14 protein-coding genes, 1 tRNA gene and 3 pseudogenes are annotated in these 14,824 nt (G+C 58.1%); 13 read left to right on the top strand and 5 right to left on the bottom strand.

Going from position 1 to position 14,824, the window contains the following annotated elements:
* On the top strand, positions 1–269 hold a 269-nt coding region (locus ACUTJJ_RS09990), incomplete at its 5' end, for a hypothetical protein (RefSeq protein ID WP_445542020.1).
* Positions 270–549: 280 nt separating this feature from the next.
* On the opposite strand, the gene ACUTJJ_RS09985 is transcribed toward ACUTJJ_RS09990, so the two are convergent.
* Genes ACUTJJ_RS09985 through ACUTJJ_RS09970 form a run of 4 tightly spaced genes read right to left on the bottom strand, consistent with a single transcriptional unit; the run spans position 550 to position 4,273 of the window.
* Positions 550–1,326 (bottom strand): ABC transporter permease, encoded by a 777-nt coding sequence (locus ACUTJJ_RS09985; protein WP_063947060.1) that lies wholly within the window; start codon positions 1,324–1,326, stop codon positions 550–552.
* On the bottom strand, positions 1,313–2,134 hold the full coding sequence (locus ACUTJJ_RS09980; RefSeq protein WP_209090369.1) for an ABC transporter ATP-binding protein: 822 nt from the start codon (positions 2,132–2,134) through the stop codon (positions 1,313–1,315). The genes ACUTJJ_RS09985 and ACUTJJ_RS09980 overlap by 14 nt, the downstream gene beginning before the upstream one ends.
* A gap of 9 nt (positions 2,135–2,143) precedes the next feature.
* A complete protein-coding gene (locus ACUTJJ_RS09975; protein ID WP_063947058.1) occupies positions 2,144–3,145 on the bottom strand; it encodes an ABC transporter substrate-binding protein in 1,002 nt (333 codons plus the stop codon).
* 45 nt (positions 3,146–3,190) lie between these two features.
* Positions 3,191–4,273, bottom strand: coding sequence for a 4-oxalomesaconate tautomerase (locus ACUTJJ_RS09970; RefSeq protein WP_063947057.1), 1,083 nt, complete (start codon positions 4,271–4,273; stop codon positions 3,191–3,193).
* 107 nt (positions 4,274–4,380) lie between these two features.
* On the opposite strand from ACUTJJ_RS09970, the gene ACUTJJ_RS09965 reads away from it, so the two are divergent.
* Together ACUTJJ_RS09965 and ACUTJJ_RS09960 are read left to right on the top strand one after the other, a co-directional pair.
* The gene (locus tag ACUTJJ_RS09965; protein ID WP_063947056.1) at positions 4,381–5,277 is read left to right on the top strand and encodes a LysR family transcriptional regulator; all 897 of its coding nucleotides are present in this window, start codon (positions 4,381–4,383) and stop codon (positions 5,275–5,277) included.
* 573 nt (positions 5,278–5,850) lie between these two features.
* Positions 5,851–5,940 (top strand) — tRNA-Ser (locus ACUTJJ_RS09960).
* A 424-nt stretch (positions 5,941–6,364) separates the two neighbouring features.
* On the opposite strand, the pseudogene ACUTJJ_RS09955 reads toward ACUTJJ_RS09960, so the two are convergent.
* A pseudogene (locus tag ACUTJJ_RS09955) lies at positions 6,365–6,454 on the bottom strand (alpha/beta hydrolase); the annotation flags it as partial.
* Between ACUTJJ_RS09955 and ACUTJJ_RS09950 the strand changes: the two are divergent.
* The 10 genes and pseudogenes from ACUTJJ_RS09950 to ACUTJJ_RS09905 form a co-directional block, all read left to right on the top strand.
* Positions 6,446–6,700: pseudogene (locus tag ACUTJJ_RS09950) on the top strand (peroxiredoxin); the annotation flags it as partial. The pseudogenes ACUTJJ_RS09955 and ACUTJJ_RS09950 sit on opposite strands and share 9 nt — an antisense overlap.
* A gap of 10 nt (positions 6,701–6,710) precedes the next feature.
* A complete protein-coding gene (locus ACUTJJ_RS09945) occupies positions 6,711–6,833 on the top strand; it encodes a hypothetical protein (RefSeq protein WP_445542019.1) in 123 nt (40 codons plus the stop codon).
* 300 nt (positions 6,834–7,133) lie between these two features.
* Positions 7,134–7,712: a TetR/AcrR family transcriptional regulator gene (locus ACUTJJ_RS09940; protein ID WP_209090371.1), complete on the top strand. Its 579-nt coding sequence runs from the start codon at positions 7,134–7,136 to the stop codon at positions 7,710–7,712.
* Positions 7,713–7,796: 84 nt separating this feature from the next.
* A pseudogene (locus ACUTJJ_RS09935) lies at positions 7,797–8,513 on the top strand (SDR family NAD(P)-dependent oxidoreductase); the annotation flags it as partial.
* A gap of 10 nt (positions 8,514–8,523) precedes the next feature.
* Positions 8,524–8,958: a hypothetical protein gene (locus tag ACUTJJ_RS09930; protein ID WP_063947461.1), complete on the top strand. Its 435-nt coding sequence runs from the start codon at positions 8,524–8,526 to the stop codon at positions 8,956–8,958.
* A 363-nt stretch (positions 8,959–9,321) separates the two neighbouring features.
* Positions 9,322–9,996: a response regulator gene (locus ACUTJJ_RS09925; RefSeq protein ID WP_209090373.1), complete on the top strand. Its 675-nt coding sequence runs from the start codon at positions 9,322–9,324 to the stop codon at positions 9,994–9,996.
* On the top strand, positions 9,993–11,312 hold the full coding sequence (locus tag ACUTJJ_RS09920; RefSeq protein WP_445542018.1) for a sensor histidine kinase: 1,320 nt from the start codon (positions 9,993–9,995) through the stop codon (positions 11,310–11,312). Before ACUTJJ_RS09925 ends, ACUTJJ_RS09920 begins: the two co-directional genes overlap by 4 nt.
* 40 nt (positions 11,313–11,352) lie before the next feature.
* On the top strand, positions 11,353–11,682 hold the full coding sequence (locus tag ACUTJJ_RS09915; protein ID WP_209090377.1) for a hypothetical protein: 330 nt from the start codon (positions 11,353–11,355) through the stop codon (positions 11,680–11,682).
* Between the two features lie 342 nt (positions 11,683–12,024).
* Positions 12,025–12,336, top strand: a complete 312-nt coding sequence (locus ACUTJJ_RS09910) for a hypothetical protein (RefSeq protein ID WP_144578624.1) — start codon at positions 12,025–12,027, stop codon at positions 12,334–12,336.
* Positions 12,324–14,504, top strand: a complete 2,181-nt coding sequence (locus tag ACUTJJ_RS09905) for a prolyl oligopeptidase family serine peptidase (protein WP_445542017.1) — start codon at positions 12,324–12,326, stop codon at positions 14,502–14,504. The genes ACUTJJ_RS09910 and ACUTJJ_RS09905 overlap by 13 nt, the downstream gene beginning before the upstream one ends.
* Positions 14,505–14,824: the final 320 nt, after the last annotated feature.

Genomic DNA, 14,824 nt, shown 5'->3' with positions numbered 1-14,824 from the left:
GATTTCGCCGCCTTGATCATGCGGAAAAAGAACGTCCGATCCGCGGCATAATCAGCGATACTCCATGGGATTTGAGCGATATCGAAGCCCGCCGCGCCTATACCGAGAATCGTTTGATCTCTCGAGGCTATCCAGGCCGTCAGCGCCTGCTCCCGAACCGTCTGAGCCAGAGACGACCCCGCGAGAACAAGGACGTCGATGAAGACCGCGGCAAGGCCATTGGACATCCGGACATCCGGACATCCGGTAAATCTGGTCTCGCTTCATAAGTCATACGATTTGCCATGAGGGTGGATGCCCGACGATTTACGGCGAAAATGGGTGTGAGACAGAAAAGAAAGACGCACGGCCTTGGCTTAAGACTTGGTTCTACCGCGAGGCGGAAACCGAGGGAAGCCTTTCCGAAAAGATGTTCAACACTCGCCCGATCTTCAATCCGGTTGATCCGAAGACTTCCTATCAGCCGGCGAAACCCGCATAAAAAAGGAGGCGGTCAAAGACCGCCCCCCCTTAATTGAAGCATCTTTATCCTGGTCCGGTCCGGTCCGATCAGGCGGGCCGCTCCTCCCCCGCATTCGGTCTCCACGTAATCAACTTCTTCTCTGCCACATCGAGAATGAGGTCGATGATGAGAACGAAGACCGCGAGGATGATGATGCCGGCGAAGACGCCGACGGCATCGAAGTTGCCTTCCGAGCGGGCAATCAGGTAGCCGAGGCCGGCGGATGCGCCGAGATATTCACCGATGATCGCGCCAACCACCGCAAAGCCGACGGATGTGCGAAGCGATGACAGGATCCAGCTGGCCGCTGCCGGGAAATAGACGTGGCGCAGCAGATCCGAGCGCTTGGCACCCAGAATACGCGTATTCGAAAGCACGACCGGGTTCACTTCGCGCACACCCTGCATGGCGTTGAAGAAGGTGACGAAGAAAACCAGCGTGACGGCAAGGGCAACTTTCGACCAAAGGCCAAGCCCGAGCCAGAGCACGAAGATCGGGGCTAGAACGACACGGGGAATAGCGTTCACGGCCTTGATGAACGGATCAAGCACACGGGCGACGAAGGGGCTGAGGCCGAGCCAGACGCCAGCACCGACGCCGAGACCGGTGCCGATGACATAGCCAAGCACCGTCTCGCTGAGCGTGATGCCGACGTGTTTATAAAACCCTGTGTCGGCGACCCAGGCGATGACCTGTTTGACGATATCATAGGGCGCCGGGAAGAAGAAGCGATCGATGGCGCCTGACGAAACACCGAGCTGCCATCCGCCCAAGAGAACGACCAGGAGAACAACCTGGATGATACGAACATTAACGGCTTGCATAGCTTTTCTCCACTTCGCCACGCAGGGACGCCCAGATATCGCGGTAGAGCGTCATGAATTTAGGATCGAGTTTGATTTCGGCGACGTTGCGGGGCCGTTCGAGATCGACGGGGAAACTCTCGATAACGCGGCTCTTCGGGCCGGCGGCGAGGACGACGACGCGATCGCCGAGAGCAATTGCCTCTTCCAGATCGTGGGTGATCATCACCACCGCGCGCCGGTCTTCCTGCCAGAGCCGCAGCAATTCGTTCTGCATCAGGTGGCGCGTGTGAATGTCCAGGGCCGAGAAGGGCTCATCCATGAGGATAACCTTTGGCTCGGTGATCAGCGCCTGCGCCATCTGCACGCGTTTGCGCTGGCCGCCTGAGAGCTGGTGCGGGAAACGGTCGCCAAAACCTTTCAGTCCAACCTTTTCGAGCCAGGCCGTTACCTTGGCGCGACGTTCCTCTTCGGCGACGCCCCGGAATAGCAGCCCCAGTTCCACGTTCTGATATGCCGTCTTCCAGGGAAGAAGGGCATCCTGCTGGAACAGGTAGCCGATATTATTCTGCACGCCCTGAACGGCGGCGCCATCGATAGAAACCTTGCCCTGTGCGGGCTTCAGCAGGCCGGCGATGGCGTTGAGGATGGTGGATTTTCCGCAACCCGTTGGACCGACGATGGAGAGAAACTCCCCATCGCCAACCTTGAGATTGACATTCTGGACGGCAACGAAGGCACCAAATGCCATCGTCACGTCATCGATTGCGACCATTGGCTGGGGTTTGAGTTCCGGCACGGGCTCTAGCTTTCTCGCTGGCGAAGACATCGCAGATCCTCAGTTTCCGCCCTTCGAAGCCGCGGCCTCGACGAACTTGTTGGTGTAGGTGGTGTTGAGATCGATGGTCGCCTTGGCAACCGCGTCGTTGAAGCTTTTCAGAACCGCAAGCGGCGTTTCGAGGTCGGCAGGCTCGAACTTTCCGTCTTCGGAGAAGATCGCTTTCGCCGCTTCGACGGCCTTGATGTAGGTCTGCTTGTCGCCGGACACGAAATCATCGGGGAGCTTCGCGACGATTTCTTCCGCCGAATGCTGCTTCATCCAGTGCAGCGCGCGAACCGTCGCGTTGGTGACCTTTTGGATCACCTCGGGATTGGCATCGATATATTCTTGTGTCGCGTAGAGGACCGACGTTGGATAGATGCCGCCATAGACGTCCTTCGCGCCCTGATCGCTGCGGGCATCGATGAGGATCTTGCCAAGTCCGCGCTCCACAACGATGGTCGCGGCAGGGTCGTAGTTGACGAGCAGATCAATCTTGCCCTGCTGCAGTGCCGCCACGGCCGCAGCGCCCGAGCCGACACCGATGATGGAGATATCGTTGTCGCTGAGATTGTGCTGCTTCATGTAGTAGCGAATGAAGAAGTCCGACGAAGAACCGGGCGAAGTGATGCCCACTTTCTTGCCCTTGATCGTTTCAGGCTTGGCCGGGTCGAAATCGGTGTCGTTCTTACCGGCGAGAACCAGACCGGAATTGCGCGCCAGCTGCACGAAGCCAACAACGTGCTTGTTCTGCGACTGCATCTGGATCGTATGGTCATAGAACCCGACGGCGACGTCGGTGGAGCCGGCCACGAGTGCCTGAAGCACCTTGGAGCCGCCCTGGGCGAAGTTCTCGGTGGTGACATCCAGCCCCTCTTCCTTGTAGAAGCCGAGGCTCGCCGCCACCGGGAAAGGCAGGTTATTGAGGTTATAGGAACCTACGCTCATCCTGACGGATTCGGCATTGGCAGATGCTGCCAGCGCACAGAGCGCTGCTGTTGCAAGCAAAAATTTACGCATGAGGGTCTCCTCCCTGTTTCATGTTTTGTCTCAATATGGCTGTATTTAAGCTGCGTCTTCAATTGCAGCGATGGGTTTGGCAAAGGCAAAGCCTTCAAAAAGTCTGCGGGCGGTTCTGACGAGGCCAGCCGTTATTGTGCCATTGCGCATTTCCAGCTGAACATCGAGCCGGCCGGCCGGATGTTCGATACGGACGAGTGCGGGCACGGACAGTCCTCCAGCCACATCATAGGCAACAGACCCTGGCGTCACCGCGGCGGTCGCGATGCCGACAGCGCCTGTCGTCGCAAGCGCGGGATGGCAATCATTCGGCATGAAATATCGGACCGAAAGCGTGCCGCCTTTGCGCGCAGGCGCGATCAGCACCGGCTTTGGAATCACCATGTCCGTCACGTCGCCCATGCCCATCAGCTTACCGGCTTCGACACGAATGCGGCTCATCCGCTCGATAAGATCGCGGTTGTCGGTAAGTGCCTGTGGTTGCTCATAACCGGTGACGCCAAGATCGGCGGCGCGCATAAGCACCATCGGAATGGCGCAATCGATTGCCGTCACCGCCACGCCGTCGATCATGTCGACAGCATTGCCCGTCGGCAGCAACTTACCGGTTTTCGCACCGGCAGCATCCATGAAGGTCAGCGCGATCGGCGCGGCAAGCCCCGGTACGCCATCGATCGAAGCGTCACCGAGATAAATCACCTCGCGGCCGCGCGTCGGGACTTTCGCCTCGATCAGCTTACCGGTGTTCACGTTGTGAATGCGCACCAGCGTGTCGTTGCCCTTGGCCTCGACAAGTCCCGCCTCGATTGCGAAGGGGCCGACAGCTGCCAGCATGTTTCCGCAATTTGGCGAGTAATCGACATATTGCCGATCGGTGCGAACCTGCGCAAAAAGATAATCAATATCGGCGCCTTTGACCGTGGAGGGACCGATGATGGCCACTTTCGACGTTACCGGATTTCCACCGCCAATGCCGTCGATCTGCAGGGGGTGGCCTGAACCCATGATGGAGAGCAGGGCCGCGTCCCGTTGAGCTTGATCACGGGGCAGATCGGAAGCGAGAAAGAACGGTCCACGCGATGTTCCGCCGCGCATCAGCACACAGGGTATCTTGAGCAGATCGTTCATAAGGGTAGCCTCAGTATTGCGTTAGGCGGATCAATGCGCCGAGTTGTTGCAATATGGGGAAAGAAGTGTAATCTGTTAAATGCAATGTTCGGAGGTATTATTGCAAAATGAGCATTAATTGCGAAATTCTCGATTTACGGGCTTTTCAAGCGGTGGTTGAGCTCGAAAGCTTTCACCGGGCGGCCGACGCCTTGCATATTTCGCAGCCGGCGCTGACGCGCCGCATTCAAAAACTTGAGCAGGCAATCGGGGCACCGCTTCTGGAACGTACGACCCGACATGTAGCCCCCACTGCCATGGGACAGGAAGTCATGCCGCTCGTTCGGCGTATGCTCGAGGAATTTGACGGATCGCTTTTTGCGATGAAGGATGGTGCGCAACGGCGCGGCCTTATCACCATGGCCTGCGTTCCTACGGCCGCCTTCTATTTTTTGCCAACGGTTATCAAGACGTTCAGCCAGCAATATCCGCATATCAGGCTGCGGATCAGAGACTTGACGGCGAATGAGGGCCTTCAGGCGGTCGCAAGAGGCGAGGTGGAATTTGGCATCAACCTGATGGGCAACTCCGACCCGGAGCTATCATTCGAACCGCTGATCGATGATCCTTTCGTCCTTGCGATGCGGAAAGATCATCCGTTGGCGGCTTTTGAGACCATTGAGTGGAGCCAACTCGAGCCTCACCCGCTGGTCGTCGTCGACCGCTCCAGCGGCAACAGGACGCTGCTCGACGGAGCCCTTGCGAGACACAATCTAAAGCTGAACTGGTTCTACGAAGTCACGCACCTGAACACGTCGCTCGGGCTCGTCGAAGCCGGGCTCGGGATTTCGGTCCTGCCGCGACTGGCAACGCCACAGGACGATCACCCTTTTTTGATCACGCGACCGATCGTCAACCCAGTAGTCTCGCGCACGATCGGTATCGTCCAAAGACGAAGCGGTGCCCTTTCGCCCGCCGCCGAAAAATTCGTAACGATGCTGCTGGAAACCTGGAAAACGCAGTGATGAGCAGATATCCGGACGGAAACCATACTAATCTGACTGGGCACCGACGCCCGATACCGCCGCGACCGACGCCTTGATCGCCGATGCATGTGCCGGTGTCCCCGCCCTGGAGAAAAACACGATATCGGCAGGCGGCAAAGCCGGCAGCCCCTAACTCCCCGTCCCTATCAGGCAAAACACGGACGCTGATATCGCCGAGAGGGCGACGCCGCTCCCGTTAAAATTCCGTCATGAACCGCCGAACAGCTTCCGGCGGTAAACGCATCGCTGCTCTCTCGTTCAACGAACTATAGCTTGGCGATCAAGGTGATGGACAGCAGCAATTCGGTGGGAAGACGCTGGACGACGCAAATGTGAAGCTCTTGCCTCAACTTCAGTAGCTCTGAAACGGCTAAGAACGGGATGACCCAAGGCTAGCTCAACCGCGTTAGTCGCCTCAAAATGCCTAACGATGACTTTCAATTTCCTCGCCTCAGTCATAAGCAACAAATTGTGACACAAAGACGAAATTCCCCTTGTCAGCCCCGCCATTGATGTTTATGAGGAGCGCGCAACGCAAGCGTTCGCGCATGCGGAGAGGTGGCAGAGTGGTCGAATGCACCGCACTCGAAATGCGGCATACCTGCAAGGGTATCGTGGGTTCGAATCCCACCCTCTCCGCCATAATGCACTGATCCATTATTAAAATGTTAGAATTTTTGGGCGACGGGCGTTGATGCCGTCCAAAGGCAGTATCAACCTTCAGTCCATCGCACGTTCGGCATTCAACTGCCTGACAAAATAGCAAAGTCCCGAGTCGTATTACGGAAAAAGAACGACTAATAAGAAAATAAATCTCCAATTTGACGAAGGAAAGCAATTGGATTTGGATTAGTCTGCCGGGGTTCTTGGGTTCGAATGTCATCAAGAGATCGTAGAGGCCGGCCCGAGAGCCTACGACGGCTCAATGATCGCCGTCGGCCATGACCGTGTCTTTCCGGAGGGGTCGGTATCAGCCGGCAGTTTGATCTGCGCGAACAAAGCCGGACATGAGAATGGCCGCGCTTTTTCAAACGCGGCCGTCTGTGAAATCAACGGTTGAAACGCTCTATCGCGAGAGAGACTTTGCAGCCTCATCTATGACGTTGGCGACCTTCTCCGGCTGAGAGGCGAAAACGGCGTGGCTTGCAGCAATCTGTTTATCGGCGCCATGACCCGAGCTGCTGCAAAGCGGCAGTTGCGTCTTCCCGCGGACACCACCGTCGATGCAGAAGTGGATCTCGGAACGACAGAGGGCGAATTCTTCCTTCAGGCCCGTCTGGAAGTCAGCCTGCCGGGCATGGACCGGGAAACCGCGCGAGCTATCATCCATGACCCACGTCAGATCTGCTCCTTTTCGAAGGCGACGCGGGGGAATATCAATGTCGAACTCCGCGTGATCTAGGAGCATCGACATGCGGTTTCTCTTCGTTCTGCTCACGAGCGCGTCGCTATTTGCAGCCCCATGCGTTTATGACCCGACATCGAGTGAATCTTCGGCTCTCGCCGGGCTTGTCGGCGTGATGACCAAGGGCTGAACGATAGTAAGGGACGGTCTGCTGGCCGTTCCACCTCACTCTTGCATGGCTCTTATAGCGAGCGGTTGGAAGCGCTTGTCGGCAGAGACGTTTTGGTCGCTCAATTATTGAAGGATCGGAGTCGCTGGCGCCTATCCGCGTAGCTATTGATCGCCGTGTTAATTTGCAGTGTCCCGTCGAACCCGCTTGATGATTATCGACGCCTTCGAACTCAAGTTCCTGCAACCGCAGGCCCCGGCGTCTCTACCGCGGGTTCTAAATTTTATTGACTGACCTGTCCATAATTGATGGATCGCTTGCATGGCAAGACCGAGAGAATTCGACCGCGATGCGGCACTCGAAAAAGCGTTGAGGGTGTTCTGGGCGAAAGGTTTCGCGGCGACGTCCACGGATGATCTGCGAGAAGCGATGGGAATAGGCCGCCAGAGTCTCTACGGCGCGTTTGGCGACAAGCGAAAGCTATATCTTGAGGCGCTGGATGCGTACCAGCAGAGAACGACCTCCGCACATCTCAAGCGGCTGTCCGCCGGTAACCCGATAGAAGGAATCAAGAACTTGCTGTCAGGTCTTGTCGCCGAAGAAGATGAAGAGCGAGCGCTTGGATGCATGGGCGTTGGATCGGTTGGCGAGTTTGGCGTGACGGATGCCGAGCTCAATGAACGCAGAAATGTCTTTGGCGAGCTGCTTTCCCGAGAAATCACGGCGAGAATTCGGGAAGGGCAGCAACAGGGAAGTATAGCCCCGAAACTCGATCCAGGCGAGGCCGCAGCATTCGTGCTGATGACGATGAACGGTCTCCAAGTTGCAGCACGCGGCGGAGCATCGAGCACGCACCTCAAAGCGATGGCCCGCTTCGCGACGGAGCGGCTCAAGAACTAAAAGCCTGCCCCACAGGGCGGGATTTTGCTTTTCTAATTATGGACTAATCTGTCAAAAATGGAGATAAACATGACGATAAATTAACGAAAGACCGCACTTGTATTCGGCGGCGCGCGCGGCATTGGCGCGGCGTCTGTACGTAGGTTAGCCAAGGACGGCTTCGACGTTGCGTTCACCTACGTGTCGCGAGCCGACAGTGCCTCCGAGCTGGCTTCGTCGATCCAGGCGCCAGGACGCAAGGTCATCGCAATTCAAGCTGACAGTGCTAATCCCGACGCGATCAGCGAGGCCGTCCGCACCGCGGTGGATGAACTCGGCCCACTTGATGTCGTCGTTGTGAACGCCGGCATCCTGCGCATCAATACGGTGGACGCGGCTGCTCTCGAAGAACTCGACCTCATGATCGACGTCAACATCCGCGGTGTCTTCCTTGCGATCCAAGCCGCGGTTGCACAGATGAAGGATGGCGGCCGAGTGGTCACGATCGGTTCCAATACGGCTGAGAGAACTGGCTTTCAGGGCAGCAGCGTCTATCAGTTCACGAAGGCCGCGGTCGCGGCCATGGTAAAGGGACTGGCGCTCGATCTCGCTCCGAGACGGATCACCGTCAACAACGTTCAGCCCGGACCGACGAATACGGATATGAACACCGGGTCGATCGAATTTCTCACCGACCGCAGTCCGTTGAAAAGAGTCGCCGATCCCGCAGAGATCGCCGAACTTGTGTCATATCTCGCCGGTCCGGGATCTTCCTACATGACCGGGTCAAGCCTGACGATCGATGGAGGATGGGTGCTTTAATCCTTCTCATGTGGACGAGTTCGACACGCATTTTTTTAACGCAGCCGTCATCGTTTGGCGGTTGCAGGGCAAGCCATCGGCAAAAGCGGCGGTGCACCCGATGAAGCCCGATCCGGCGCTTTGGCCCCCGGCCGACTTCGACGCCGATGGCTTTCGCCCACTCTGTGCGTGGTATTTGAACGACGCGGCCAATATCGCCTATGCCCGCCGCGCGCCGAGCGGCGGTCAGATCTTGAAGCCCGTGATGTTGTTGAATGGCGAGTACGACCAGATCAACACCATCAATGGCAATCGCTATGGCGACCCGATGTGCGCGGCCTACACGGACCTGACGATTGTAAACCTGCTTGGAGCACATTGGCTGCCGCTGGAGCGCAAGCGGGAACTTGTCCAGGCAATGCGAACGTGGCCGCAGGACAAGAACCTGTCTGCAACGCGACCGTGAGTTTGGACACGTGAATTTGCCAGAGCATCCAAATCACGGCCACTGATATCGCCGAAGCTGTTTGCTGAATTGTCAGGCGTGGCGCTCATGGTCCGGGGCTTACCTACCTAAGAAAGAGGGATCCTCGCAGGGGACCGCGTCACAGGATTGACGCTTCTAAGGAGAACCTAACTCGGCGGACTGCTTAACGGCGTAAACCTAAAACACCGAGGAATCTGTGCAAAGATGTCGTTCACGATCATCAATTGCGTCACGCCAGGATTTTGCAATGTTGCGCCAATAAGAACAAGGTAGGGCAAACGGTTCATGGCAGAAATTGGCAGAATCCAATCCCCTCACCGAAGGCGATGCGAGGTTTGATCGTTGAGAGTATTAATTGTCGAAGACGAAACAGAATTCGCAAATGCCTTGCGGGTTGCGCTTGAGCGAGAGCGCTTCGTTGTCGATCAGGCGGACTGCATCTCGATGGCGCAGGAGGCAGCCATGTCCGGATCCTATGATCTTGTCTTGCTTGATCGTACTCTCCCGGACGGGGATGGGTTGTCGCTCCTGCCAGTACTGCGGGAAACCCACCCCGGCCTTCCGGTGATCGTGTTAAGCGCACGCGGCGAGGTGACAGACCGCATTGCCGGCCTCGACAACGGCGCTGATGATTATCTTATCAAGCCGTTCGATGTAGACGAGATGTTTGCCCGCATTCGCGCGGTTCGAAGGCGTCCCGCGGATCTTGCGAGCGAGGAAATCCATGTCGGAGCGCTTGTTTTCGACGTCACGAACGATGAGGCCAGCGTCGGGGGTGTGAGGCTGGATCTTACCCGCCGGGAGTTGCGCGTTTTAGCTTCGCTCGTAAGACGTCGTGGTAGAACGGTATTGAGAGAGGCCTTGGAACAGGCCGTTTTCGGTTTCGACGACGAGGTGCAGTCGAATACGCTGGACTCCCACATCTCCCGTCTCCGCCGCAAGCTCGCTGAAGCGAACGCGGGGATCGAAATCCATGCGATCAAGGGTGTCGGCTACCTGTTGAAGGATCTGACATGAAGCGAGGTCAGCCGTCGCTAAAGCGCCCCCTGATCGTCAAGCCGCTGATCTTCCAGCTTGCGACACTGCTCATCGCTTGCACATTCTTCATGGCTCTGGCGCTTCGCATGGACAGCGGCGGGCTCTATACCGACGAGGCGATCACCCCGGTGATCGCGCGCGCAATCGTCCGGGATCAGGGTGGTGGGCTCTCGATCCGCGAAACAGCCGAGCTCGCCGAGCTTCGTGATAAATCTCCCGACCTCTGGTTCGTTGCCGAGGACGATGTCGGCGGGAACGTGACGTTCGGCGACATCCCTTCGCAATATTCATCGCTTCTGGGCCAATTGAAGGATCTGTCCTATGCGCATCTGCGCGATCGCAATCCCCCGTATCGATTGTCAGCAGTCATCCGGCGCGAGATCGCTCCGGCAGGAACGCTGACGATCCTGGGACATGGCAAGCTGACAGGCGTCAGTCTTATCGTTCTGCTCGCGTCGAATGTCATTGTCATTCCCATCTTCCTCGCACTCGCGCTGATCTCGCTGTTCGTGACGCCCTGGATCGTGCGGCAAGCACTTGCAGGCGTATCCAGGATCGCCAGGGAAGCTGAGCAGATCGATGCAAACCGGCGTGGGCGACGCCTGAGCGAGGAGCACGTGCCGAGTGAGATCGCGCCATTGGTGCGCGCGGTGAATGACGCCCTTCGACGGCTTGACGAGGGCTATGAACGGCAGCGGCGTTTCATCGCCTCCGCCGCGCACGAATTGCGCACGCCCATCGCCATCCTGCGCTTGAAAATTGATACGGCGACCGAGTCAGCGACACGCAAGCTAAGCGCCGATGTGGCACGCCTGAGCAATCTTGCCGAGCAAATGCTTGACATACAGCGCTTGGATGCCGAACGGGCCGACGAACGCGTCGATCTAGGAGATCTCGCCCGTCGCGTCGCCGCGGATCTGGCACCGCTATTTATTGCCTCGGTGCGCACGATAGAGGTGCAGATCGAAGGCGCGTCAGTGCTTCGTGGTGACGCGGGTGCGATCGAGCGGGTAATGACGAACCTTGTCCAGAACGCGATCGAGCACGGCGGGCACCATGTCATTTTGCGCGTGACAGGTTCCGGCTTCGAGGTTCAGGACGACGGTCCGGGCATACCCCCTGAGGAGCGCGATCGCGTCTTCGAACCCTTCCACCGCCTGAGACCACGGTCGACGGGAAGCGGCCTCGGCCTGAACCTGGTGCAGCAAATCATTGAGCGACACGATGGCAGAGTTTCGATCCTGAGCGCGCCCGGCGGCGGAACCATTATGCGTGCCGAATTCGGCTTGCAGTGACACATTTTCAACGCTGCATACCAGACGTTATGGAGAACCTATGGACGAGAAGACTTGCACCTTGCCAACGCCCGAGCAACGGGAATTTCTCGAAATCCGCGAAGCTGCAGAGCAAACGATGCTGGAGACCGTTTTCAAAGCAATCGATGAGGCGGCGGCCGAAGTTTCGAAAAGACTCGAACAGTCGGGTCTTCAATTCGAGCCAACCAGCAAAGACTATTTCCTGTTCACGGTTCAGCAAGTTGCCTTCATCCGCCTCTGCGGCGGGGATCCGCGTACGATGCAAGGCGGTGATCCGGAGCTGGGGCAACGGATCGTCAACAATGGCCAGCATATCATCGACCACTACTGGCGAAGCGGCAAGGACTAGAGTCCTCAGCCGGTTGCGGACACTTTAACACTGGCAGATTTGCATGTCTTTGCGCTGACATGAGCTTCTCTGGCGCGTCTAATTCCTCCTGCCCACCCCAACGATCCTGGATTTAGAGGTTTCGGAATTGGATCATTTAGCGCGCGACAGCCACGCTCGGCCGCCAGTGCGGCTGATCGCTGCAGGATCGTACGGTGGGAAGCTTTCCAGCAAGCATTTTATTTCCCGGTCCCATGTTCTCGCAATCTTGCCCTGTTTTTCTACCGCCGTCGCCAATGACGGCGCCGAAAGGAGACCAAGGACATGATAAGACACAGCCCGAGCAGTCGGCATAGAGCTATCTTGATCGCACTCGCCACGCTTCTGAGCGCTGGGATCACGGACACCGCATCCGCTATCGATTGGGGACGCGAAGCGCACCGGGAGGATAGTAGAACCTGCGAAAGTTTCGGCGCGGTTCACGGCAGGGAATACACAAGATGTATGATTGAACAGCAGCGCCGCCGCGACGATGCCTTACTCAATGCTTCCGAGCAGCAGCGCAACAACGCCGAAGCTGCGCGCAACAATGTGGAGACCGTCCGCAGGATGCGCTGCAACCGTGAAGCAGAGCGGGCGCGCCAACGCGGGGAGCGGCCACAATGGTGCCGTTGATCTCCCGGCGACGCTTCGGCAAAGCAATCTGCGCGCTCGCTGTTATGGCGGGCACGCAGAGAACTGGTTCGGCGGCAGAAGACAAGGCGAGCGTTCCTTCGCCGCATCCTGATGCCAAACCGATCGTTTATCCCCAGACAAAGCGCGATACGGTCGTCGAGACGCAGTTCGGTGTGTCGGTGCCTGATCCTTATCGGTGGCTCGAGGGCGAGCCTCGCACCGACGCGGATGTCGCTTCCTGGATCGACACGCAGCGGCGCTTCACGACGCAGCATCTTTCCCACCTTCCTGCACGCGACGTGTTCCGCCGTTCGCTCGTCTCGACCTTTGACTATGAACGCGTCGGCATCCCGCAGAGGAGCGGGGGCCGCTATTTCTTTACGCGGAGAGCCGGGGGCCAGAACCAGCCCCTGCTGGTCATGCGTGATGCTGCCGGCCAAGAGCGCATTCTGCTTGATCCCGCGACATGGTCGACGGATGGCACCGTCGCGTTCGCGGAATGGAGAGCATCGCGGGACGGGAAACGCGTAGCTTATGCCGTTCAGGACGGTGGCAGCGACTGGCGCACCATCCGCGTCCTCGATGTGGCAACCGGCAAGGAGACGAGCGACGTTGTGCAATGGGCTCGCATGACGCAGATCGCATGGGCAAATGACGGATCGGGATTTTATTACTCGCGATACCCGGAGCCAAAGCCCGAAGTTTCGGACACCACCGGCCTTATCAACCATGCGATCTACTTCCATCGGATCGGTACGCCCCAGGCGGACGATACGCTGTTCTTCGCAACGCCGTCGAAACCCGCGAGGGTCAATTCCGCTGGGCTCACCCCCGACGGCCGTTACATGATCATCTATTCGACCGACGACCTGGTCCATGCAGATGTCTCGGTGGTCGACCTGGACCAGAGGGACCAATCACCTCGGACTTTGATTGAAAATTCGCCTGATCGGTGGTCTGTCATCGGCAATGTCGGGACAAAACTTCTGCTGAAGGCCACCAAGGGACCAGAGAGATCGAAGATCGTCAGCGTTGATCTCGCCAGTTCGGAGCCCGTCTTCATCGACGTCGTGCCCGAGCAGGACGCGCACTTGACCGGCGCATACATCGTTGGAGATCGCATACTGGCGATCTATTTCGTCGATGTAAAATTCGAGGTGCGTCGGCTCCGGCTCGATGGAAGTCCCGACGGTGTTGTGAAACTGCCCGGCATGGGTAGCGTGCACGCTGTTTCTGGCGAACCGGGCAATCGAGAAGCCTTCATCCTCTATGGGAGCTTCAACCAGGCCGAGACCGTCTACAAATACGACGTCGAGACCGGACAGCTGGTTGCCTGGGTAGAGCCCGCGATCGGCGCGGATCTGGCGTCGGTCACTGTCGAACAGCGCTTCTTCCATTCAAAGGATGGCACGCGCGTGCCGATGTTCATCGCGCGCCGGAAGGACACGGTCGGCCCGGTCCCGAACCTTCTGACCGGCTACGGCGCATTTGGGCTCATGATGCCACCGGCTTATTCCGCGATGCTGACGCCATGGATATTGCAGGGCGGCGCGGTCGCTTTCCCCAACATACGTGGCGGCGGCGAATACGGCACGACGTGGCACGAGGCAGGACGCGGCCTGAAGAAACAAAACGGCTTTGATGATATGATCGCCGCAGCCGAATATCTGCACGCGAGCAAGATTGCGCCGCCAAATGGGATTGCGATCTACGGCGATTCCGCCGGCGGCTTGATGGTCGGTGCGGTCGTCAACCAGCGTCCGGACCTGTTTGGGGCGGCTCTGCCAAGCGTCGGCGTCATGGATATGCTGCGCTTCGACAGGTTCACCGGCGGCGCGTTATGGCTCGGCGAATACGGCAATCCTGCCCGCGAGGAGGACTTCCGCAATCTGCTGTCGTACTCGCCGTATCACAACGTCAAGCCGGGCAGGCACTATCCGGCGATCCTGGTAACGACGGGTGAAGCAGATAATCGCGTGGTGCCGACCCATAGCTTCAAATATATCGCCGCGCTGCAGGCCCTTGATCTCGGGCCGCGCCCACGGCTACTGCGGGTCGACACCGGGGCGGGCCACGGCATGGGCAAGCCGACGACCAAGGTAATCGAGGAGGCAGCCGACATGCTGGCGTTTGCAGCTCATTGGACGGGTCTCGAAATAAGAAGGTAAGGACTGGCCCTAAGACAGCATTGATGTGTCCGCGCTTCCACGCCCCGGGGTAGAGCAATCAGCTACGGCAGCACGAGGTAGTTGTTCTTTCCTGCATCCTGTGCAAGCTGATCAGAGATCTGCGGTCCCTCGACATTTGCTTCGGGAACACGGCGGCTGACAAATGTCCGCTGAGGGTCCGATACGGCTAGCATCAAAAGTGCGAAGTCTACGTGCCCTCAACTGCTTCCGCCGCTTGCGGACATGCAATTTCAAAGGACGGGATTTTGGCTATCCGATTCTTGCCCCGAAGCGCCCCCAGGCAATCACGCTTGGGGGCT

Source organism: Agrobacterium sp. DKPNP3 (assembly GCF_052686535.1).
This window is presented reverse-complemented; position numbering and strand designations above follow the sequence as displayed.